The sequence below is a fragment of the Oscillospiraceae bacterium genome (assembly GCA_009780275.1).
Classification (GTDB): domain Bacteria; phylum Bacillota; class Clostridia; order Oscillospirales; family UBA929; genus WRAI01.
In genome coordinates, this window is record WRAI01000022.1 from 16,060 (window position 1) to 38,683 (window position 22,624).

General features: G+C 51.8%; 13 protein-coding genes and 1 other RNA gene. 4 read left to right on the forward strand and 10 right to left on the reverse strand.

Translation table 11 applies throughout. From position 1 onward, the window contains the following. Positions 1-49 precede the first annotated feature (49 nt). Positions 50-1,888: a TIGR03960 family B12-binding radical SAM protein gene (locus FWE06_07450; GenBank protein MCL2547009.1), complete on the reverse strand. Its 1,839-nt coding sequence runs from the start codon at positions 1,886-1,888 to the stop codon at positions 50-52. Positions 1,889-2,117: 229 nt separating this feature from the next. Between FWE06_07450 and FWE06_07455 the strand changes: the two genes are divergently transcribed. Next, entirely contained in the window at positions 2,118-3,014 is an 897-nt protein-coding gene (locus FWE06_07455; GenBank protein ID MCL2547010.1) for an AraC family transcriptional regulator, read from the forward strand. A 110-nt stretch (positions 3,015-3,124) separates the two neighbouring features. Here the strand turns inward: FWE06_07455 and FWE06_07460 are convergent, their stop codons facing one another. The 5 genes from FWE06_07460 to murD form a co-directional block, all read right to left on the reverse strand. Beyond that, positions 3,125-3,709 carry a hypothetical protein gene (locus FWE06_07460; GenBank protein MCL2547011.1) on the reverse strand — a complete coding sequence of 195 codons (585 nt, stop codon included), beginning with the start codon at positions 3,707-3,709 and terminating at the stop codon, positions 3,125-3,127. Further along, entirely contained in the window at positions 3,706-4,584 is an 879-nt protein-coding gene (locus FWE06_07465; protein MCL2547012.1) for a M23 family metallopeptidase, read from the reverse strand. Before FWE06_07465 ends, FWE06_07460 begins: the two co-directional genes overlap by 4 nt. A 161-nt stretch (positions 4,585-4,745) precedes the next feature. Further along, on the reverse strand, positions 4,746-5,708 hold the full coding sequence (locus FWE06_07470; GenBank protein MCL2547013.1) for a M42 family peptidase: 963 nt from the start codon (positions 5,706-5,708) through the stop codon (positions 4,746-4,748). Then, positions 5,698-6,726, reverse strand: coding sequence for a hypothetical protein (locus tag FWE06_07475; protein MCL2547014.1), 1,029 nt, complete (start codon positions 6,724-6,726; stop codon positions 5,698-5,700). Before FWE06_07475 ends, FWE06_07470 begins: the two co-directional genes overlap by 11 nt. Then, the gene (gene murD / locus FWE06_07480; protein MCL2547015.1) at positions 6,723-8,069 is read right to left on the reverse strand and encodes a UDP-N-acetylmuramoyl-L-alanine--D-glutamate ligase; all 1,347 of its coding nucleotides are present in this window, start codon (positions 8,067-8,069) and stop codon (positions 6,723-6,725) included. The genes FWE06_07475 and murD overlap by 4 nt, the downstream gene beginning before the upstream one ends. Before the next feature lie 82 nt (positions 8,070-8,151). Here murD and rnpB point away from each other — a divergent pair. After that, positions 8,152-8,638, forward strand: an RNA gene (gene rnpB / locus FWE06_07485) — RNase P RNA component class A. A gap of 37 nt (positions 8,639-8,675) precedes the next feature. Here rnpB and FWE06_07490 read toward each other — a convergent pair. The 3 genes from FWE06_07490 to FWE06_07500 all read right to left on the reverse strand — a co-directional run bounded on the left by FWE06_07490 (position 8,676) and on the right by FWE06_07500 (position 15,407). Further along, the gene (locus FWE06_07490; GenBank protein MCL2547016.1) at positions 8,676-13,535 is read right to left on the reverse strand and encodes a metallophosphoesterase; all 4,860 of its coding nucleotides are present in this window, start codon (positions 13,533-13,535) and stop codon (positions 8,676-8,678) included. Positions 13,536-13,635: 100 nt separating this feature from the next. Further along, a complete protein-coding gene (locus tag FWE06_07495; protein MCL2547017.1) occupies positions 13,636-15,048 on the reverse strand; it encodes a hypothetical protein in 1,413 nt (470 codons plus the stop codon). A 113-nt stretch (positions 15,049-15,161) separates the two neighbouring features. Continuing rightward, the gene (locus FWE06_07500) at positions 15,162-15,407 is read right to left on the reverse strand and encodes a hypothetical protein (GenBank protein MCL2547018.1); all 246 of its coding nucleotides are present in this window, start codon (positions 15,405-15,407) and stop codon (positions 15,162-15,164) included. A 136-nt stretch (positions 15,408-15,543) separates the two neighbouring features. On the opposite strand from FWE06_07500, the gene FWE06_07505 reads away from it, so the two are divergent. Together FWE06_07505 and FWE06_07510 are read left to right on the forward strand one after the other, a co-directional pair. After that, complete coding sequence (locus FWE06_07505) at positions 15,544-17,388, forward strand: CotH kinase family protein (GenBank protein ID MCL2547019.1); 1,845 nt, start codon at positions 15,544-15,546, stop codon at positions 17,386-17,388. 61 nt (positions 17,389-17,449) lie between these two features. After that, the gene (locus FWE06_07510) at positions 17,450-18,634 is read left to right on the forward strand and encodes a hypothetical protein (GenBank protein MCL2547020.1); all 1,185 of its coding nucleotides are present in this window, start codon (positions 17,450-17,452) and stop codon (positions 18,632-18,634) included. Between the two features lie 198 nt (positions 18,635-18,832). On the opposite strand, the gene FWE06_07515 is transcribed toward FWE06_07510, so the two are convergent. Further along, positions 18,833-22,408, reverse strand: a complete 3,576-nt coding sequence (locus FWE06_07515) for a S8 family serine peptidase (protein MCL2547021.1) — start codon at positions 22,406-22,408, stop codon at positions 18,833-18,835. Positions 22,409-22,624: the final 216 nt, after the last annotated feature.

Genomic DNA, 22,624 nt, shown 5'->3' on the forward strand with positions numbered 1-22,624 from the left:
GTAGGGGCAAAACACGCCGTTCGCCCACAGCATAAAAATGAATGCCCGGCTATTTTCCAACCTCCACAGGCGGCCGGGAATATTCATTCCTACAACCGGCCACACCGCAATTCATGCAGCCTTGCAAACAATCTATCGACTGCTCGCCGTTGTATGCCGCTTCCAATTCCCGCCATAAATGTGCCTGCGTCACGCCGACATCAATGTGTGCCCAGGGAAAAATTTCGTCCTTCGCGCGTGTTCGGTGCGCGTAAAACGCAGTGTCAAGCCCTTCGTCGGCGAAAACTTTCTGCCACTTTTTAATATCGAAAAATTCACTCCACGAATCCAAACGGCAACCATCCTGCCATGCGCGGTAAATCACACGTCCCAAGCGACGGTCACCCCGTGCCAACACACCTTCCAATACCGATACTTCTGCATCGTGCCAGTGATAGGACACCATCTTTTTCATGCCGTTACGCAACTGCGCCTGCTTGGCTTGGAAACTCTCGATAGTCTCCTGCGCCTCCCATTGAAACGGCGTATGCGGCTTGGGCACAAAACAGGATACGCTGACACCGATCTTCGCCGCCCGTGCCTTGTTCGGTGTACTGTTTCGCCATGTATCAAACACGCGCCACGCCACGCCGTGAATGGCGTCAATATCCTCATCGGTTTCGGTCGGCAAGCCCATCATAAAGTATAATTTTACGTTCGTCCAACCGCCGGAAAACGCCATACCGCAAGCGTTTTGCAACGATTCTTCTGTCAAATTCTTGTTGATGACCTGACGCAACCGCGCTGTTCCGGCTTCGGGCGCAAACGTCAGCCCGCTTTTACGCGTAGCCTGCACCTTTTGCATTAACGACAGCGAAAAACTATCGGCACGCAAACTCGGTAATGACAACGAAATATGCCGCGGTTGACAATATTCAAGTAATCCGTCGCACAACTCATCCAGGTGCGGATAATCGCTGGTAGACAAACTGATCATGCTGATTTCTTCTGCGCCCGTGTGTTTCAAGCAGTCAATTCCCTGCTGCTGCAAAGTTTGCGGCGATTTGTACCGCAACGGGCGGTTTGTATGCCCTGCCGCACAAAAGCGGCACCCGCGTCCGCAACCGCGGAATAATTCCACCATAGCGCGGTCGTGTACCACCTCGCAAGACGGCACAAGTTGCTTTGTCGGGTACGGCATAGCGTCAAGGTCTTGCACAATGGCCTTGCGCACACGTTCAGGCGCACCCAATTTTGGCGTAATATATGCAATCGTGCCGTCATCATTGTATCCAACATCATACAGTGACGGCACGTACACACCTTCAATCTGTGCTGCCTTCTGCAAAAATGCGGCCTTACTCTTATCGCCATCTTTACAATCAACGTACAGGTCAATCAGCTTGCCATTGACCTCCTCACCCTCACCGACGACAAAAATGTCGATAAAGTCGCTCATTGGCTCTGGGTTGTAAGCACATGGCCCGCCGGCGATGACGATATGTTTCAAGCCATCACGCTTCTCACGCAGCAATTCGACCCCGCCAAGCGACAGCATATTTAGCACATTGGTGTAGCTCAATTCGTATTGCAATGTAAAGGCAATCATATCAAATTCATGCAATGCATCGCCGCTTTCCAACGTCCACAACGGCGTTTGCGTTTCGCGCAACAACACCTCCATGTCCACCCACGGCGCAAAGGCACGTTCACACCATACATCATCACGTTGGTTCATCACATGATACAAAATCTGCAACCCCAAATACGACATCCCGATTTCATAAGGCTCCGGGAAACAAAAGGCAATGCGCGCTTTGAGCGACTGCTTGTCCTTTTGAATGACGTGCATTTCACCGCCGACATAACGGGCGGGATTACGGACTTGTGCGAGGAGGTGTTGGTTCATTGTGTTTCTTCTTTCATTTAGTCTGTATGGTACCAACAATTACTATACCACATTTTGTACAAAAAAAAAAGAGGTTTGATTAGCTGCAAACCGTGCTTGTCTTTGTTGTGCTGTTATGCTATACTCATAGCGTACAGAGTTTATATTTTCGACAGTCTAAATCCGCAACGAAAATGTCGGGTATTAGGCTGTTTGTTGTTTTATAATTGCATTGTGAGAGGTCGAAATAATGAATGTATTGGGGCACTTGAATGAAGCAATGGCATACATCGAAAAAAATCTTGACGGCGATATCGATGTTCAATATGCCGCTCAAATTGCTTGCTGTTCGGAATACCATTTTCGCCGTATGTTCTCATTCCTATCGGGTATGTCGTTAGGTGAATATATCCGTAATAGGCGATTAGCAGAAGCAGCATTGGTATTGTCAAACACTGACGAAAAAGTCATTGATGTTGCATTACAGTTCGGGTATGAATCGCCTGACGCCTTTTCAAAAGCGTTTCGCGCAATGCACGGCATAACACCTATGCAAGTGAGAAAATCCGATGTTTCTATCCAATCATTCACACCCATGACCTTTCAACTAAATATTAAAGGTGGTCATAAAATGGATTATCGCATAATTGAAAAAGGAGCATTCAATATCATAGGCGTATCAGGGCGCATACCATTGATTTACAATGGGGCAAACTCGCATACGGCTGATGTATGGAAAAAGCTGCGGCAAGAGGATTTGTTAGTTCTTATGGAGTATTCGGTAGTAGAACCCAAAGGCATATTGAACGTATATGCCAATTACGAGGATAAAACCGTTGAGGGAACGACATTAGACTATTTTGTCGGCATTGTGGCTGATGCAATACTGCCGGAGCGTTTAATGGAGCGTTACAATGTTTTGACCGTTGAGGCTTCTACATGGGCAGTATTTACATCAGTCGGTAAACACCCTGACGCAGCACAAGAAACGTGGGCACGAATTGCCGATACATGGTTTCCGTCGTCAGATTATGAAATGACAGGTGCGCCGGAGTTAATGTGGTATGAGAGTTATGATTTTGGAAAATTCGATTTCAAAACAGAAATATGGCTACCGGTAAGAAAAGCAAATAACGCCGCAGTATAAGCATTTTCTACCTTATACCCCACCAACTTATTCACAGGCACACATGTTATGGAAATTAAACCACAAAGCATAGGACGACTCAAATCCTATACTTTGTGGTTTCTAATTTGTCAAGCCATACCCTCCGGTTGTTTGCGTCCCATGCCCCACAGCAACGGCACAGTCATCGCAACCAATGTCAAATTCCGTCCATTTGTCGTCATGGCAATCCACACCCCGACCGTCAACATCACGGCTAAGCACAATACTGTGCCGCTTGTTGCAACCATCGTTTCACCGCGTTCTCCCCACATTTTGCGCCCTAATATCATCAACGCCCGCCCGCCGTCAAGCGTTGCCGCCGGCAGTAAGTTCACAACCGACAACACCACAGACACGCCAGCCAACCGCCACGAGCCGTAAAAATACGCCGCGCACGCCAAAACCACGCTGGCAAGCGGCCCTGCCAACGTGATGAATATATCAGTTTTCCAATCAATTAACGGCGTATTGCTCATCGTCATGTTTATGCCGCCAATGCCGAACGACAACTGACTAACACGCTTTCCAAATACCCGCATGGCAAGCCAATGTCCCAATTCGTGCACCAACGCGGCAAACGCAACCAGCGGCAACCAACCACCGGTATCAAAAAAATATAGCAGCGACCATAACAACACAAAGCCCGCCGAAAGCTTTACGCGACCAAACGTCATACCACCCTGCTTTCAGGCAGCGAGATATGATGCAGCGGGTTGATAATACGTCCATTGCGACGAATTTCAAAATGCAAATGCGGCCCCGTTGATGCGCCCGTTGAGCCGACAAGAGCAATTGTTTCGCCCTTTTGTACACGCTGCCCCTCTTGCGCCACGATACGCTGCGCATGGGCGTACATGGTGCTGAATCCGTCAGCATGACGCACACGGATATAATTGCCGTCAATGTTGTTATAACCTATGCGGTAAACCTCGCCATCAGCAAACGCCAGGATTGACGTGCCATACCCCCCCCCTAAATCTACACCGAAATGAAATCGATGTGCGCCGTTGATCGGATGCATACGAAATCCAAATCCTGACGTCAACCGCATATTCGCCAACGGATTGCCATGCGGAAATCCAATGGGATACTCGGTAAAATCTACAATCGCAGGCGCACGTTCTCCAAATGGCACCGGCGGCGTATCATCTTCTGCGTCACGATCATCATTTTCAAATAGCAAGGCATTGATAGGCGCAATCTCTGCCACCGTGCCGCCAATTCCCTCTATGTTTTCCTCATGATTCGGCCACTCAAACGCCGGTGTCGGCTCCACTGCCTCAATGCTTTTATCGCTGTCTGTTTCCGCACTGTCACTGTCTTGGTTGTCCTCAGCACCTCCAAATGCTTGCATAAAAACGGCCTTGACATCCAATCCGCCGGTAATATGATTAGCGACAAATGCCTGCATGGTTTCTGCTGTGCCCGGCCAAACCGTACGCACCAACATTAAACCGCCCAATAAACACAAACATACCAATAGTTGCACAAACACCCAATTCCCGCTTTTTTTCTTATACCGCGTGTGATAAGGCTTTCTCCGCTGCATATACACAAGTCCCCCTGTTTTCTCGATACCACAAGGGTATGAGAAGACAAGGGGTTTTAGAAGTGTAAGAATGCGCATTGCGTGTCCATGATTTGTAACACCAAAAGGCGGCAACACAACGCCCGTTTTCACTAAATTACAGGACGCCTAGTGTACGCCTCCTACACCACAGGTGCCGTCCGCCAAGCTAAACTCGCCAACTGGAACAACGCCGTTACATCACTCAATTTGACCGCACTAATCGGACTGTGCAGCGAACGAGCGGCAACCGCCATGCCGGCGACCGGCGCACCGCGACCGGCGCGTTGAATGGCGGCAGCATCTGTGCCGCCGGCAACCATCTCTTTGGTTTGACGCGCAATACCGTTCTCATCGGCCAACGTATGCAAATGATTCAACAGCGATGGTGTATAAATTGTACCTTTATCCATAAACGGCAATACCACGCCATTCCCGGGACGGCAAATTACTTTATGCGGCGGCACATCGGGCAAATCTGCCGCTGTTGTTGCCTCTAACACATAGGCGTAGTCAGGCGCAATACGAGCAGCAGCCGGCATCGCGCCTCGCAGACCAACCTCTTCTTGCACTGTAAATACCGCCCAAGTGTCAACGGCGGGTTTCTGTTCAAGCAATATCGATAGCACAGCACAACCCACCCTGTCATCCAACGCCTTGGCTTTGAGCCAGCCATCGCCATATTCTTGCGGCATACTATCAAAATACGCGGTGTCGCCGGACGCAATCGACACATCATCAGCTTTTGCCGCGCCAACATCAATCGTTTTCTTGTCGGAAATCACGCCCAAAATGCCATCCTTTCCGACGCGGACACGTTGCCCCGGCAATATACGCCTATCAATCGAGCCTATTGTGTCAAAGCGCAGCCGCCCGTCATCAGCAATCGAAGTGACAATCAACCCCACCTCGTCCATATGTGCAGCAAACATGCAAGTCTTGCTGCTGTCAACACCTCTTTTGAAAACGAGCAGATTGCCCATAACATCCTCTACTATCTCATCGGCGCAAGTAAACGCCCAACGCCGCAGTTGCTGCCGCACTGCGTCTTCATGCCCCGGCACACCTGGCAATACAGATAACATTTTTATCCGTTCAATGAGCATAATGCACCTCCCCGGCGTATTGCAGTCCCATCACAGGCTCAACAGCTTTTTTCGCGCAATGTAAGGCATCCCCCGGCGATTTTACCAATTCAACAATCCACCGTGCGGTTAACGCGACTGCTGACAGCCGTGCCACTTCGACCGGCGAATGCATTGACTGCACCGGCAGCGACAGTGTCAGCGTTGGTACAAATTGGCGGCCATTGTGTGGTGCAAAGGTTTTCATCACGGGAATATTTTTCGCCTCAGCCACGGCAAGCGCACGTTGGAACAATCCAACGTGCGATGCCATATTGACAGCCACACCGCCGTTTAACAGCAGTGTGTCTGACGTAGCAATCGCATCTACTACAATTGCCCATAACGGAGACAATGACTGCGCGGCAATACCCTGCCCAAACCGCCGCGGGCTGATCACTACAGCAATGTCAAACGGCAGCACTTCGCCTTGCAGCAACTCTATGGCGTAAAGTACCGCCAATAAACCGGCACGGCAACTCAACGCCTTACCCGTTGCCATGCCATCTCCAAACTGCTTAAACGGCGCATCAAAGACAATCGGCGTACCGGCCGGCACAACTTGTTTTAACAGCTCCCCGCGCAAACCGACATCAACAAAGAGCTTATCTTCCGTAATATCCCGCATTCTATCCTCATCAGATAAAGCGTGTGGCGGCATAACAGCAACCATCCCCATCATCGGCTCAGGTGTCAAAACCACCATCTGCTGCCCCGGCAAAGTGCTGATGTCAACATTACCCAACGCCGCTACGCGCAAAAATTCATCCTCATGCGACGTAACAATCAGCCCGACCTCATCCAAATGCGTTTGCAAGAGCAATGTCGGCTTTGTGCCGTCGCCTCTAAATGCACGCACGCTGCCCGTCGCATCAACACTCACATCATCAACATACAGTTCAAGCAAATCGCGCACCAAATGCGCCGCAAGCAATTCATGCCCTGAAGGGCTGTGTGTATCACACAACTGCTTCAACGTGTTGTATAAATCCATCATCATAAATCACGCACCAATCTTTTGAAGTCCTCGCCTCGTGCAGCGAAGTCTTTATATGCATCAAACGCCGTACAAGCCGGCATCAGTGCGACAGTATCGCCTTCGCCTGCCAAACATGCCGCCGCTTCAACAGCTTGTTGCATAGTATCTACACGCATAATCGGCGGGCAATTGTCCGTAGCTTTGGCTGCTGCTTCAATTTGACGCGCCGCGCTGTTACCCGTCAAAATCAAATGCTTAACATGTACAGGCAGCTCAGCTGCCAACTCATCGAACGGAATGCCTTTTTCCGCGCCGCCCGCGATGAGAATAATTTTCTTTTCATACGCCTTCAAACTCGCCACTACGCGTGAAGGCGACGTAGCAATCGAGTTGTTATAATAATCGACACCGTTGTGTCGGCGCACCCATTCAAGACGATGCTCAACTCCCGTAAAATTTTTCGCGGCTGTAACAATTGCGTGCAAAGGCACTCTATCCCAGGTGGCGCCGACCGCCGCTAATAAGTTTTCGGCGTTGTAACGGCCCGGCAATTTCCAGTCTGCCATGTCCATAATCTCGGTGCCAAACACGGTTAATTTGCCGCCTTTGATGGTAATATTGGCATCATTGTCGATGCCAAATGTCACAACATTTCCCTTTGCTCGGCCGTGCAATTTATAACTCTCGTAATTATCACGGTTCAACACAACTGTCTGTTCCGCCGCTTGGTAACGAAAAATCGTCTCTTTGGCCTGCTTGTACTCATCATAATCCTTATGCCAGTCCAAGTGATTTGGCGAAATATTAGTCAGCACAGCTACATCGGCACTGCGCTTCATGCCCATCAATTGAAACGACGACAGCTCAACCACCACACGGTCACCTTTACTGATTTTATCAATCATTGGCAGCAACGGGTGCCCAATGTTGCCGCCCAACCACGTCTTGACGCCCGACTGCTCGACCATCGCGGCTATTAGTGACGTTGTCGTCGTCTTGCCATCACTGCCCGTCACGGCATAAGTCATGCAGGGGCAGCGCTCAAAAAACAATTCCATTTCCGAAGTAATGACCGCGCCTTTGGCCGCCATCTCCGGCAAACGTCCAATATCAGGACGAATACCCGGCGTACGAATCACGACATCAGCTTCCCAGCCGCTTAAATAATCGTCACCAAAGTGCAGTTCACAGCCCATCGCCTGCCATCGTGGCAACTGCGCAAAACCCTCTTTGATATCCTTGTCACATAAAATCAGCGTCGCGCCCGCAGCGTACAGCGGCTCGACCAACGGCAAATTCGACCGCGCCAGCCCCAGCAGCGCGACGCGCTTGCCCGCAAAGGCTTGGAAATAATCCGTTAACACAAATATCACGCCCCTCTTTAATTATTATATACGATTTTTTCCAATTTGACAACCTTTTGCGAATATGCTATAAAATAATATACGAGTCAACTATGCAGTCGCGCAAGTGTCGAGAGATATTTGTGAGGAAAGTCCGAGCTCCACAGGGCAAGGATAGCGGATAACGTCCGCCGAAGGCGACTTCAGGAAGAGGGCAACAGAGATAGACCGCCGTAGGTCTGCCGAGTAGATGGCCGCCAAAATTGGAATGTCCAAAAACTTTTGCGTAGTTGCCACAAGCAACGAAATCGGAAGTTGCATTCAGTAAATGGCCGCTGTACACGAGGCGTGACACGGTAAGGGTGGAAAGGCGCAGGTAAGAGCGCGCCCGCTATTATGGCGACATAGCAGCGCTGTAAACTCTATCCGGAGCAACACGAGGGAGCGAGCATAGCGAAGCGCCGTACACAAGGCGTAACCGCTCAGTGAGCCCGGCCAGTCTCCCTTTATTGGCATGAGGCGTATGGCAACATACGTCCCAGATAGATGACTGCACTTGACAGAACTCGGCTTACAGGTTGGCTCGTCAAAGAGTCCCTCCGCGATTGCGGAGGGACTCTTTTTTGGTTAGTCAGCCGGCGGCTGTTTCCAGTCAACATCCAGCAACATGCGTACCATGCCGGTAAGCAGCTGCTGTGTATCAAACCCAAAGTTGGGGTTGAAGATAAACGCCGGAGTTCCCGGAGGCGTGCCGGCTGAGGCTGTGCTGGTCATCACTTGGTGATAATACAAGAACGACACAGACTCACGCGCCCAAGACTGAATACCGCCTTGCGCCGTGGAGATATGCCAGTCGGCAAAGTCGGTCGCCGGCGGGAAGCCGGTCGTTTTATAGCCCAAGGCCTCCATCATACGTGCCAAACCAACGGCCGCTTCTGCGCGCGTCAGTGTGTGGTCGGGGCCAAAGCCAAACACGCCGCCGAATTCGCCGCCGCGCAGAACACCCATGGTTGCCAACGCCATAATTTGAGTATACCGCGGATGATTGGCTGGGACATCAGGAAAGTCGGTGGCAAACGGCGTATGGCCTTCTGTCAGCCATGCGGCTACCACAGCGTCAATACCCGCTAAGCCGGTATAAACGACCATATAATTTGCCAATACTTCGGCAATGAACCAACGCGGCGCGCCCTCGCGATACAACACACCTGCGGGCAACGCATCCCCCACAATGCCGGCGTTTCTCGCACGAACCATGTCAGCATAAGCCCATGAATTCGGCGTATCCTCGGCAGTAGGTGCCGTGGTAAATATAATGTTGATAGTGATGCGATAATGCAGCGTTCTCACACCGTCCTCGGCAATCACACTTATATAAATGTGATTCGCGCCCCGTGTCAGTGAAATCGTATTGCTACCCGTCATTTCAGTCGCAAAGGCGTCAGAATACAATCTAAATGTCGCACCGTTAGCGACAACGATATCATTGCGTCCCAGCAAATGCAGAGCAGACAGCGACATGCTTGTGCTAATGGGATTTGCCATTGTGCCTACGCCGATTGACGGGCTGTCAAGGGTGTCGCCCAACACTGACACCAGCGACGCGTCGGACGAGCCAATGTCAGCCAAATGCGCGGCAATGTTAAATAAAATGCCATCAGCATGCATACCTGCCACGGTAAAGTTGATGGCGTGAATGGTCAGCGCGCCGTTGTTTTGCATAGCAAAGTTCCGCGCCGCCACCGCTTGCCCTTGGAACGCCGTATGGCCCTCGGTCTCGGCAATACGTAATACATTGTCCAACGTTATCTTATCGGTATACGCACCGGGGCGGAAATCAGCTGGATTGCTGCCCGAAATGGCAGGCGTCAGCGAGAAATGTCCGCCCGTCGGTGGTATAACCGAATTATTCGACGGAATTACCGGCGTATAATGAACGGTTATATTGCCGTCCACCGCCGCCAAAATATCCCAACTGATATAGTCGGTCAAAGACACTGTCACCGGCTCAGGCAAAACATAGACGAAAGTGCGCCAACCGCTCACTGTGCGCCGAATATGCAACCCGTCAGCCGTCAACGTCGATGCCACTTGACTGTTAGGCGCGTTGACAGGTGCGGTAAAAGTACTGGTGCCGTCCTTGTTGTCGAACACATTGGCCGTCAGTGTTGCGGGAATGAGGCTGACTTCCGTATAATTTGGTACAGGCGCACGATTGATCGTTAAGCGATAGATCACTCGCGTCGCACCGTCCTGCGCCGTCACATCAACTTGTAGTCTCGTTTCGCCTGCAGGCAACGCAATAGGAAATACTGCTGGGTTAAATCCCGAAGGATTCATCGCAGTGTCTTGCTCCCAAACTGTCCGCGTCGCACCGGTTGACACGATAAAGTCCGCAAGCGTCAACTCCGTCACCGTATGCGGCAGAGATACCGAAGCAATGTACCTTCTGGGCGCATTAGGCTCATCATTAAAATCCGGAATGTAACGCACTGCGTCAACGTCATGTCCTGCAACGCTTTCTAACTCAGCTTGCATGCTGACAAACACCGCCGTCAACCGGCGACCGCCAACCGCGGCGGTAAATGTGTACGGGTTATCTTCAATTGTTGCAGCCATATCCGGCTGCCAATGGCTAAAAACATACCCCTCAGCAGCAGTCGCCGTCAGCGTCACCGTATCGCCGACTCTGTGCGTACCGTCACCCGCAACTGTACCGCCCCCTACGATGTCAACAACGATTTCCACATCGGCCAGCTCACCCATTACTAACGGCGTATAGTGCGTTACATTAGTGTCCTGACATGTCACCGCAGCAAACCAACCAGCATTTGCAGGAATGTCAATCTCCGCCATCGCACCGTCGCCGCTATCAACCGTTTCACTACCTGCGGCAGCCGCACTGTCCAAGGCAACAGCCGTAAAGTTGACTGTTGTCAACTCGCGTTGCGCCGTTTGTAAGTCGGGCATGTGAATTCTACCGGCGTCGATTTCCTCGGCAAAGGCAAGGTAACGTCCCTCTGGGCCCCAAACCGGCGCGGGCGAGAAGGTCGTAAAGTCCAAATATCTATCTTCAGTGATGGTCATCAAGCGCACAAAGCCGTCGCCGTTAACAGTTGATATAGTCGGATTGTTTGCCCCCGTAACACGGAACTGCGAGCCGCTAAGGTCAACGCTCTGATAATTCGCCAACATTTCAACAACTTGTCGTCCGTCAATATCACGCAGATGCGTACGCGCCGAATGCTGATGACCTGAAATGGCCATGACCACATTGTCATTGGGCGTAATAAAATTGTTCAAAACATGTTGCCCAATCAGCCCCCCCCCGTGGGTGTAATCGTCAAAGAACCCGCCGTAACGGCCCAAATAAGCATGGCTTAAAATTACGGCGTTGCGGTGGCTGTATCGTTGCAACACCTCGTTAACCCAAGGGATAGTTTCCGGTTGTTGCTCTTCCACCATGCCAAGATGAATCATAACAAAGTCAAAGCCGCCGATGGTAATCAAGTCATAGTGCGTTCTCTTTTGCACATCGCCCGGGCGTGCGCCGCCAAACCAATCGGCATTCTCATACCGCCAGTTGCCAAAATACGTCTGCCATTGCGTATAGTTCAAATGGTCAAGATAACCAACGTCGTGGTTGCCCGGTAAGATGCCATTTGGCAAACCAGCCTCGTCAATAATGCGTTGCGCTTGGTGCACCATCGTCCATTCGTTAGGAAACGCCTGGCGGTCAACCACATCGCCAGTATGCACCATATAGGCAATGTCGCCTTGCGCGTACAATTCGGCGGCAAAATTGGCGACAGCAAAGTAATTCTCAGCTAAGTACCAGTAGCGCGAATAATGCTGCGTATCGGTCAACCACAGGAAAGTGTCCGAGCCGTTACCCACCATGATCAACTCGGCTTTGGCGGCAATGCGACCTTCCAAAGAGGTGTAAATCCCCGCGTCAACGATCACGCTCGTTTCGAGGCTCGACGCGTCGCGCATAATCTCATCCCATTCTTCGGTATTCGGATTGAACACCGAGAAACGAATACGCTCACCCAGCAATGTTTCGCCAATATAATTAAGCGCAACAAAACCTGTTGCCCCAACGCCCACATCGACATAAAATACATGTGCCGGCACATCGGTTGATGATTGTGTCGTCAAATTGCTGTTATGAAAATAAAGACTTTGCAAATCATCACCTGACATCGGGACCCATGTGCCGTCAGAATCACTTATATCAACAATAAAGCCATTCACGGGCAACGGTTGCGCCGTATAGAATTCGACATCCAATGACCCGCCGCCCGGCGAATGCGGCCGCAAGAAAACATCAGCTTGACTGCCGGTTAACAGCGATGTCAAATCGCTCGCAGCGGGGATAATGTCCGCCAATCGCGGCGCATTGTCAACGATGAAGAACACTGTCTCAACCATCACACCGTTGCGCCAAATGGTCAAATTGTTGATGCCGTCATCTAACGTTGTTGTATCAAGATTGTGTGTCCGGCCGCGGCTGCCGCCGCGTGACTGGCTCGACCCCCACACTGTACCGCCGGTCAACGGCATACCGTTGACGCGCAGTTCCATCGTAGTAATAGGCAACGGCGAAGGCGCCGACAAGCCCGGGCCACCGTCAGCCACTAGGTCAATTTGATGCACCCCGCGCAGCACTTGTCCGTGATATATATTGATGTGATGAACAGCACCGGCGTATTCAGTCGCCGCTTGACCAAAGCCTTCGCCTGCATTGGTGTGGAATGGGCGGTTGGCCAAGTGCTCTCCGTCATTAAACGTCGGCACAGGGGCTAACACCGGCAGCGCATATGTATTACTGTCACCAGCTTTACGAGCCGCCGCAATATAAATTTCATTAAATGTCACGGCACGATAGCGATCCGTAATCGCCGTCAGCGTAATGCTGTTGATTTGCAGTGTACCATTGGTGTTAAATACCCTCGAAAAGTTACTCAATGGAATCTGCACCGTCATCGAGCCATGTGCGTCAGCACGCCACGGCTGACCGCCCTGCGTTTGATTGGATGGCCGAATGGCATTGAATATATGATCCATATTGATATTTCCGCTGCTGGTGTTCAATGTCAAATTCCACGCGCCACGCACAGCATTCTCGTCAACCTCAACATCAATAAACAGATACAGTCCTGTCGGGTTAAACGCCGCCCACCCAAGAGGTGTCGATGTGGCGCTCACCCATGAGATGTTGTTCCACGCCGCACGATTTACCTGACGGTTGACAATGGTCACGGCGCCATTGACGCGATCTACGGCAACGTCAAAACGTCCCGGGCCGCTCAAATCCCAATCGAAAGTATCACCCACGCCCTCAAAGTCTTGCCATACACCCATGTTTGCGAAGGCGTCAAGCAAAATTCCGTCACCGGCACTCGCCGGCACAACCGGCAAAGTCAGCGACAGCAACATGATAAGGCTAAGAATCAAACTTACGCGTCGTTTCGTGTGTTTCATGGTATTCCCTCCTATTTTATGCGCAGATATGTTGCGCCAATTATAACAAAACACGGTTGAAAAGTCAACCGTGTTTTGTTGCTGTAAAAATATCGGAACATTACGCTTGCGCCACAACCAGTCTCTTATAGCGCGATTCTTTGAGCAGCGTTTTCAGTATTATCAACAACGCCATCGCAACAACAACAATTAAGATAGCAACCAGCCAATTGCTCATAATCCAGTCAACAAAAGCGCCTAAGTGCGGTATTTCGGCAACACTTAACCCCACAACATTGGACACGGCAACAACCAGTTGGCTACCGCCCTCCCCCTGCGCGTCAAGCGTAAATTCTAGCGCAGAGCCGTCCTCGCCTCGGGTCACACCCGTCACGCGATGAACGGCCTGTACATTAGGGTCAACCGCTTCGCCCGGCGCAGTTGGTGGTCGGTAGGCGACAATACTGCCATCTCTTACAGTTTGCGCTTGTTGCGGTGTCGTCAATGCCCGCAAAACAATCAAATTGCCCTGCCTAAGTCCCGCATCTATTGCTCCGTCAACAAGCGACGGCTCGGCCGACTCAGTCATGACATTGAAACGATACCCAAACAGCACCATCGTCGGATTGTTTGCCATAACAGCCAGCGCACCGACAAATACCGCTGTCAACATAACAGCATAGAATAGGGTCGTCGAAATAATCCGCACCACTTTACGCATAACACTGCGGGATAGTGAGGACGATTCAACAAACATATCAAGCTCTTTTTCAATACGGTCGGATTGCCCGTTATCTTGCGCCTCAGTTTCCTGCGGCTGATATGAAAAACCAAAATCATGTTCCGCCGCAGAAGCGTTGACCTCCTGCGGCACGGTCGCTTGCTGTGAATGCGGCGTATACTGTTCCCACGGTACAGCAACCGTCTGCCCTGCGGTGTCATCGACAGGCAGTTGCACTGGCGTTGGTTGATTGCCCGCTTCAAACAGCGATAATTGCGCCACTTCCGGCAGATGTGGATATTGCACACTCTCCACCGCCGGGAATTCCTGTGCAAGCGGCGAACGGCCGAAATCAAATTGCTGCCCGACTGTTGCCTGTGAGGCATCCGGCTGTGGATTCTGAGGAGGTTGCGGTGGCATTTTCGGCAACGCAGAACGCCCCTGCGGCAGAGGGGGGTGTTGCGGCAATGGCTGCTGAGGCACTTGCGGGATTTGTTGCTGCACTTGCGGCGCAACTGTCCCTGACGAACGCTGTGCATATTGCTGCGGAGCAGCCGACACTGATGGCACAGGCTGTACCGGCGGCGCTTGCCTGGGTTCTGCCGGCTGCGAGAAATGCGGCAACGGCATCTGCGATGCTTGTCCCGGCTGTTGCGGAACGGCCGCCGCCTGAGGACGCGGCGCGGCATAGCCGCGCGGTTGCACGACTTGAGGCGTTTGGCCAAACTGCTGCGGATTCACCTGCGGGGCAACGGGTGCCTGCGGCGGTGCTTTCGGAGCGGGAAATTGGCGTTGCGGCGGATTGCTCATCATTCCCACCCTCCTCTCTAGATTTTCTTGCCCCCATTATAGCCTTTATTTTAATTATTGTCAACCACTTTTTCATGCCTTCGTCACTTTATTTGTCGAGGGCACGCACAGTGTTCTTACTCCCTCAAACGTCCGTTTCGGCTCTGCATTTCCAAATACAACGCCGGTAATACTGTCACCATCAATACCATCGGCACGAGTCGGGCAAACATATTTGCCAAAACAGCGTAATTGTATGTATACAGTATGTCACGATCAACCCGCCCAAGAAACATAATCGCCCAAAACAACAACGTGATAATAATAATCAATCCGCCGCGCAGCATCGAAAACGAAACATCATTGATTTGTAATTTTTTCATATCAGCACCTCTTCGTATTAAATGTTCACGGTTTCATGATAGCAAAGACAGCAACGATTTTCAATGCAAAATATTTTCCATCTGGACATTCTGTAACAAATATGATATGCTAAGTTTTAATTGCGAGGTGAAATGTATGCCGACTCGGCGCGTTGGAATATTGCTGTTGTCATCTATGCTGGCACTATTGATATTATTTTTGCTGACAACGATCGGCGCGAAGCGCGCCGGCGAGCAAATCTCTTTTTCGCTATCCGGCGGGCAACGAGCCGCTGGCGATGTTATTGAGATCGTCAATATACCGCCATACAGCATCGTTCGTTACACGCTCGACGGATCGCGCGTTACAGCTGATTCAGCCATCTACAGCCAACCCTTTATCTTGCCTGACACCGCCGATGTCCGAGGCGATGCCACCATCATTCGGGCACAGCGGTTCGCCTATAACAGCCCTATCGGCGACGAAATTGTCACTACCTTCTTCACCGGCAACGCACTGGACGGGCTGACGATGCCGGTCGTGTCGTTGGTCGTTGACCCGTTTGATCTGTACGATTATTACCACGGCATTTTTACTGAAGGCTACCACAAAACACGTTGGGTCGCAGAAAACCCCGGATTGCCCTTCAACTGGATGTCAGAGGCCAACTTCACACAAAGCGGCAGCGACTGGGAACGCGATGTGCATATCGAACTCTTTGACATTGACTTCACCCTTATGAGCGCCCAAACCGGCGGCATCCGCATTGCCGGCAACGCTACGCGCCATCACCCGAACAAATCCTTCCGTCTGCGCGAACGCGGCAACAGCGGGCCAATTTATTTCCCTGTATTCCAAGATTTACACGATCACCGCGAACAGCCGCTGGCACAATTCACCAGTTTTACGCTCCGCAACGCCGGTAACGACAACGGCTTTTGCTATATTCGTGACGCACTGGGCACACAACTCGGCGGCCAAGTCGGGCTTGCTTCCGGCGCATACCGCCCCGTCGTCGTCTATCTCAACGGGCAGTATTATGGCATTCTCAATGCCCGCGAACACGTCAGCAGCCGCTCGTTTTTGCGCGCACATTTCGGCGTGTCAAACGCCACCATTTTGACCACTAATATCGACGACCCTACGCTGCACACAGGGCGACAAAGCGACCTCCATGATTTCCTTGCGCTGTTGCAATGGGTCGAACGCACCGACTTTACCCGTAACGCCGCTGTTTCTGAGCTTGATCGTATGCTTTGCGTCGACAATTTTGCCCGATATTTTGCCATACAAATCATCACCGGCAACATCGACTGGCCACACAACAATGTCATCATCTGGCGCGGCCTCGGCAGCGGCACCGCTTACGGCGACGGCCGCTGGCGCTTTGCCTTGCACGATTTAGATGTGGCGTTTGGGCAACAGATTCCCTTTTCGTGGCACGATATGCTGCACCATACTCTCCCCCGCTCTGTTATTTTTCGACAACTACTAACGAACGAACAATGGAAAGGCAACTTCATTGCACTGGTTGAAGAACTGTTGGCAACAACTTTCCACCCCGATCATGTCATCGCGCTGGCAAACGAAATGCGCCTGGGCTTGGTGCCGGAACTGCCGCACTTTTTTGCCAGCCGCGAACGTTCACACGCCGCCAACGACATACATTGGGCAGCGCTGTACGACTTTATTGTCAAACAGCCGGACTATCTGGCACGTGTTTTTAATTACCACTTGGGTGTAACACTGCGTACACCATGGATGCCCGCGCCGCCGCTGCCGGTGCGAGACAGCTACCCCTTCCCGCACAACAGCATCGTCCTCGGCGGTGTGCTGGTTGACGGACAGACACAAGTCATAGACGGCGTGCTTTCAGTATGGGATAACGGCCTATGGGTGCCTGTCAGCGCATTTGCCGAGGCACGAGATTTGCTCTACTTCATTCACATACCAACTGACAGCGTGATCTTTTCACCACGTTTTTTGGATGCGCCAAGATAGAGCAACTTATCTCTTGAACGTGGAGGTATGACAAAATCATCAAGCTCAAAGGAGAATCTTCATGAAACACCTCTCCCATCTCGTCAACGCCCCTCCTGCCCTGCACTACGAAAAGGTCGAAACTGAAAGTTTCCTCTTTGTCAACGGTCCCGAGCCCATTGAAGACTACCATCTCGCCGACAAAACAAATAAGTCCATTTACAGCGGCATTTTCGGCGGCACAGCTACATTGTACTACGAACACAACAACGAAACAGGCCATGGGCTGTACTACGGTTTCCATTTCCACAATCGCGGCACAACACCTGTCACACTGACGTTACTCAACAACGGCGCGTCAGTCGGTTGGACAACAAACTGCGAAACGTGGCGGCGTTACTATGAGTTCAGTGGCAGCGGCATGGCATATACCATCGCGCCAAATGCAAGCATGTGGCTTTTCTTCACCAAAGCGGCAAGCGATAGCGATACGCCCTCCTGCGACGGCGAAGTGCGCGGCGGCGCGCGGTCGCATACCACAACATTCGACGCCGAGGCTTGTTTAATTCCGCCCACAACATTCGACGGCGTGTGGAAAGCTCATACTGACGGCCTTTTAGAACTGCGCGTCCTCACCTTTGCTACGCCCGATTTGGATAGTTTTGATCCCTTGGCAACTGAATGCATCGACAGCCAAACACATGAAGGCAACACAGGCTGGTCAGCCTACGCCGGCGCACTGAAATGTCACATGCTGTGGCGTGTTGACGACACAACGCCCAATGGCAATCTGCCCGTAACCGTCAACGGCAAAGTATTCGACAATTGGACGACCTGTTCTACCGACCAACAATCCAACGTCCTGCTGACCGACAACATCCCATTGACCATCTATTATAAAGGCGAGCCATATACGCTGACACACGACAACATTGACCCGCGCACCGGCGCCATCTGGTCGTGGGCCAACTGGGGTATTTTATATCAAAACGAGTACATCATCCGCAACAACGGTAGCCGCTCCCGCACGATAAAATTCTACATGAAGTCCACAGCCACAGCCAACCGCTACATGGGTACATACTCACCCCTGAACGGCGGTTTCAAGGCTTTCCCTTTCTCCGACATCAACAACTGGCTAAACGGCGACCAAGTCGTTATTCAAACAACAGTTCAGCCGGACGAAACAGCTATAATCCCCTTTGAATACGTGCTCGGCGGCCAATCCTTCGGCGGCGTAGGCATGTATGCGGTGGTGGGCGACTAGGCATACTACCCTTGAGGTGATACCATGGCAAAGCAAGGCATGCGCCGCCCCAACCCCAAAGAACCGCATGGCACAGAATCCAACAAAAAAATGCGCGACCCCAAGAATAACGCATCACTGGTACCGGAGATCAAAGGCAAGAAAAAATAAACAAGTGGCAGAGAATTTGCTTTCTCTGCCACTTGTTTTGGCCATTATCTATAGAATGTTGATCGTCCGCACCATTGCTATCACCATCATCTGCGTTTGGAACCGCATCTGCGGCGAGAACAAATACTGCCCTGGCACCGAACTCGTATTGCTCATAATTCTGGGACTTTGGTGATATAAGAAATACACTGAGCCGCGCGCCCAGCTGGCAATGGTATCTTGGAACGGCAGATCAGCTTGTGAAATAACGCCGTTGGCTGGCACTTCGCCGCCAAACAACGTAATCAATCTACCCAGCAATACCGCTGCGCTTTGGCGATCGATCAAACCATACGGATTAAAGCGAATGCCTTCCCAATTGACAGACTCCTCGCCGCGAATAACGCCCAATCGCGCCAGCGCAAGAACATCCGGGTCGTTGCTGTCAGTAAACGGAATATCGTACAATGTAGACGGGTCGCGCGACGCGACAAAGTCACCGATACTCATACCGCTCTCATATTCAATAAACCGCGCCGCCATATCAGCGATATAGATACGCGCTATGCCCTCTTGCCACTGGTTGTTGCGCAGCACACGGCCGCTGATGATGCCAATGTCATACGCCTCATAGAGATATGGCCGCGCCCATGAATTGGGGTTATGGTCATACACCCAAAGCGGATGTGGCGCGCTTATGCGTTGGTCGAAGAAAAGGAGTGTTTCATCCAGCACAAGGTTTGGATTATGCCACCAGCCCGTCACACTCGCCGGCGATAACATAAAATTGCCGTCAACCCACAGCCCTTCTAAGCGTGCATTGCGTGAAACATCCATGCCCGTGAGGTTATTCCATCCGGCATCAAGCCACCTAAGGTCTGTAAAGTGTTGCAGTCCGTTCAAGCTGCTGATGTCCCACTCAAACACATCCAAGCCCCGCGCGCTTGCTGCGGCAATGTCCAAAACCGGCTCATTGCCCCAAAGCCCTAAATTGTTGCGCACGGCGGCCAAGAAATTTGGGTCAGTAAAGTCGCCTGTAATGTTGCGTGGCTGACGGATAACAATAGACAACGCGACGTCACGCCAGCCGACTGCGTTCTGCAATCTTACCGTAAAGTTAAAGGTGCCGTTTTGCGTCGGCATACCCCAAAACTCAAGCGTGTTTCCCCAAGCTTCCATCCATATGCCCGGCGGCAAATTGCCGCTGACGACCCAAGCATCCACCCACCATCCTCCTATATTTTCAGCCGGCAACTCAGCGCGATACCACCATCCAATGGAACCAAACGGCAATGCTGTTTCTAAAATCCGCGGCGGCTCGGGTTGTCGAATTTCAATGGTCAACTCTCTATCAACATATCCGGCCGCACTTTCAACGCGCAGCGTAAAGGCAAATACTCCGGTCTGTGTGGGTATACCATCAAAGAAAACATCGACATCACTCCAAACAGCGTCATGCCAAAAACCTATCTCTAATCCCGGCGGTAAAGCACCGCTTACAATACTGACATCAATCGGCATTGCGCTGCCGAAATGAAGCCAACCATTGTACCAGTGTCCGACAGCACCAATCGGCAGATATCCGCAACAATACCACGGCGGAGTCGCCGTCTGCAATACATAGGCAAACGGCAGCCGTGCCACTACGGCACCGCTCGTATTGATATAAATATGCCCTTCATAATTGCCCGCAGGCGCGTTAGCCGGCAGTTCAATCTCCACATCAAATGTCGCCGCTGCATTCGCACCCATCGACAAGGCTTGACGGCTAAATGTCAAGTTCGCCGCATTGTCGGGGTTGTTGGTAAAGGCATATGTAATGCTGTATGCTCGTGGCGTATTGCGCATGTTGCGCACCTCAACCTGCATTGAACTCAATGCAGGCTCTTCTTCACCCGGCAACACAAACGAGCCGCCAAAACTGAGTGAGCCCGTCCGCATTGTGCCAAATGTCTGCTCCGCGAGTGGCACTTCGGGTTTCAACGGCACAGCCTCATAGAATGCCGAGACTACTGTATCGGCTTGAACCGCCGCCAACACGTTAATATACCCCGCGCCAACGTCAAATACACTATTTTCTTCCCCCCAAGGGCCTTCTGTCATCGGTGACGCTGTATTCATTATCCTTGCTTTCAATGTCTGTGAATTCCAGGCGCCCCCCGCATTGGCGCGGCTATACTCAACCATCAGCGCAACCGCGCCGGCAATATGCGGTGCCGACATCGACGTGCCGCTCATATACTCATACAAAGTACCCTCACCGCCCCGCGGATGCCATGCCGGCACAGCCGAGAATACCCATTCGCCGTGTGCCACAATGTCAGGTTTTATTTCAAAGCTCTCACGCACCGGCCCGCGTGACGACCAGTCGGCCAACCAAACGTCATCGCCGCTAATCGCTGCAGCCCCCACGCTAATCGCCATGCTCGATGTGCCTGGCACACCCAAGCTGTAATCGGCGCTATTCCAGCCGTCGTTGCCTGCTGAAATGACATACGTAATATGCGGATGTGCCAGCATCAAGTTGTTGATGGCCACCGAACTGAACGAAACTGCCGAATTATAACTGGCACCCAGCGACATATTAACAACATCGGGACGGTCATACACCGATTGCTCAATCGCTGCAAAAATATCATCCCAATCGCCCCAACCGCCTGGGCCAAGCACGCGGTAAGCAATCACCTGCGCCGCCGGCGCGACGCCTAAAATGGCGGGAGAGCCACCGGTATCGCGCCCGGCAATCGTGCCGGCTACATGCGTACCGTGGTCGGTCCAATCCATTTCCAACCCCGGGTGTGTCATGGGCGACGTCTCCATCGGGTTATTGGTCGAGCTGTTTTCATCAAAGACAAAGTTGCGCCCATAAAATATACCGTTAATGGTATCGGCCGCCGCCACCGCAGGATTGCGCGCCCGCATTTGCGCCAGCGTCGGGAAAGCACCGGCAAACGCCGGATGGTTGTAATCAATGCCTGTGTCCATCACAGCAACCAACACACCCGCGCCACGATAACCCATTGCATGCAATTCATCGGCGTGCATGGTGCGCCGCCCGTCCGCCATGCCATATGGCAACGACGATAAAGGCGCGACGTTTCGCGGCGGATTAAGCCTTACGCGCTCATTTGGAAATACAACGCGTACACTGTCAAAGTCGGGCAGAGATGCCACCATATTCGACGGCAATGTCACGCTGACGCCGTTGAGTGCCTGACGGTATTCCCAGTTGATGATATACCCCACATCACGCGCCACACCGGCCGTACGTGAGCGCGCAAACAATGCGTCCAATTCGGCGCGAAAAAGCTGATGCTCATCATCAACAGTCCGCTCAGCCGCACGCTTCGACAGCGCGCGTCCCTCAACCTGCGCCTCAATTACTTGCACACCGGCCGGATCTTGCTCAAATAACACGATGATCGTCACGGGCTTTCCGTCACGACGCAGTTCATACCGGCCCTCAAAGCCAACCAAACCGCGCGTGTCCCGCGACGCGCGAATGCACTCCAACGCCTCCATGCGTTCGGGACTCAATGCCTCTGTCTCTCTTGGACGACTCGGCGCACCAGCGGCACTCGCCGGCACAAAGGCCAACAGCATCAACACCGCCAATAACAGGCTCAGGCATTTTTTTGTTTTCATACGAATGTTTCCTTTCTTATGTATGATGATAGATTTTGTCATATACTTAATAAAGCGGCATACTCACCACCAAAGGTTTCAATGTAGCGTTAATAAAAATTTAATATTAGTGTATCACATCACGCAAAAAAGCGCAATACTTATTTTTCAAAATATAGTAGGTCGCGGTGATCCCGGCGCACTACCATTAAGACATAAAAAAGAGCGGCACACCAC

Coding starts and splice junctions, on each gene's coding strand:
- FWE06_07450 (MCL2547009.1), bottom strand. CDS start 1,888: ATGAACCAACACCTCCTCGCACAAGTCCGTAATCCCGCCCGTTATGTC.
- FWE06_07455 (MCL2547010.1), top strand. CDS start 2,118: ATGAATGTATTGGGGCACTTGAATGAAGCAATGGCATACATCGAAAAA.
- FWE06_07460 (MCL2547011.1), bottom strand. CDS start 3,709: ATGACGTTTGGTCGCGTAAAGCTTTCGGCGGGCTTTGTGTTGTTATGG.
- FWE06_07465 (MCL2547012.1), bottom strand. CDS start 4,584: ATGCAGCGGAGAAAGCCTTATCACACGCGGTATAAGAAAAAAAGCGGG.
- FWE06_07470 (MCL2547013.1), bottom strand. CDS start 5,708: ATGCTCATTGAACGGATAAAAATGTTATCTGTATTGCCAGGTGTGCCG.
- FWE06_07475 (MCL2547014.1), bottom strand. CDS start 6,726: ATGATGATGGATTTATACAACACGTTGAAGCAGTTGTGTGATACACAC.
- FWE06_07490 (MCL2547016.1), bottom strand. CDS start 13,535: ATGAAACACACGAAACGACGCGTAAGTTTGATTCTTAGCCTTATCATG.
- FWE06_07495 (MCL2547017.1), bottom strand. CDS start 15,048: ATGATGAGCAATCCGCCGCAACGCCAATTTCCCGCTCCGAAAGCACCG.
- FWE06_07500 (MCL2547018.1), bottom strand. CDS start 15,407: ATGAAAAAATTACAAATCAATGATGTTTCGTTTTCGATGCTGCGCGGC.
- FWE06_07505 (MCL2547019.1), top strand. CDS start 15,544: ATGCCGACTCGGCGCGTTGGAATATTGCTGTTGTCATCTATGCTGGCA.
- FWE06_07510 (MCL2547020.1), top strand. CDS start 17,450: ATGAAACACCTCTCCCATCTCGTCAACGCCCCTCCTGCCCTGCACTAC.
- FWE06_07515 (MCL2547021.1), bottom strand. CDS start 22,408: ATGAAAACAAAAAAATGCCTGAGCCTGTTATTGGCGGTGTTGATGCTG.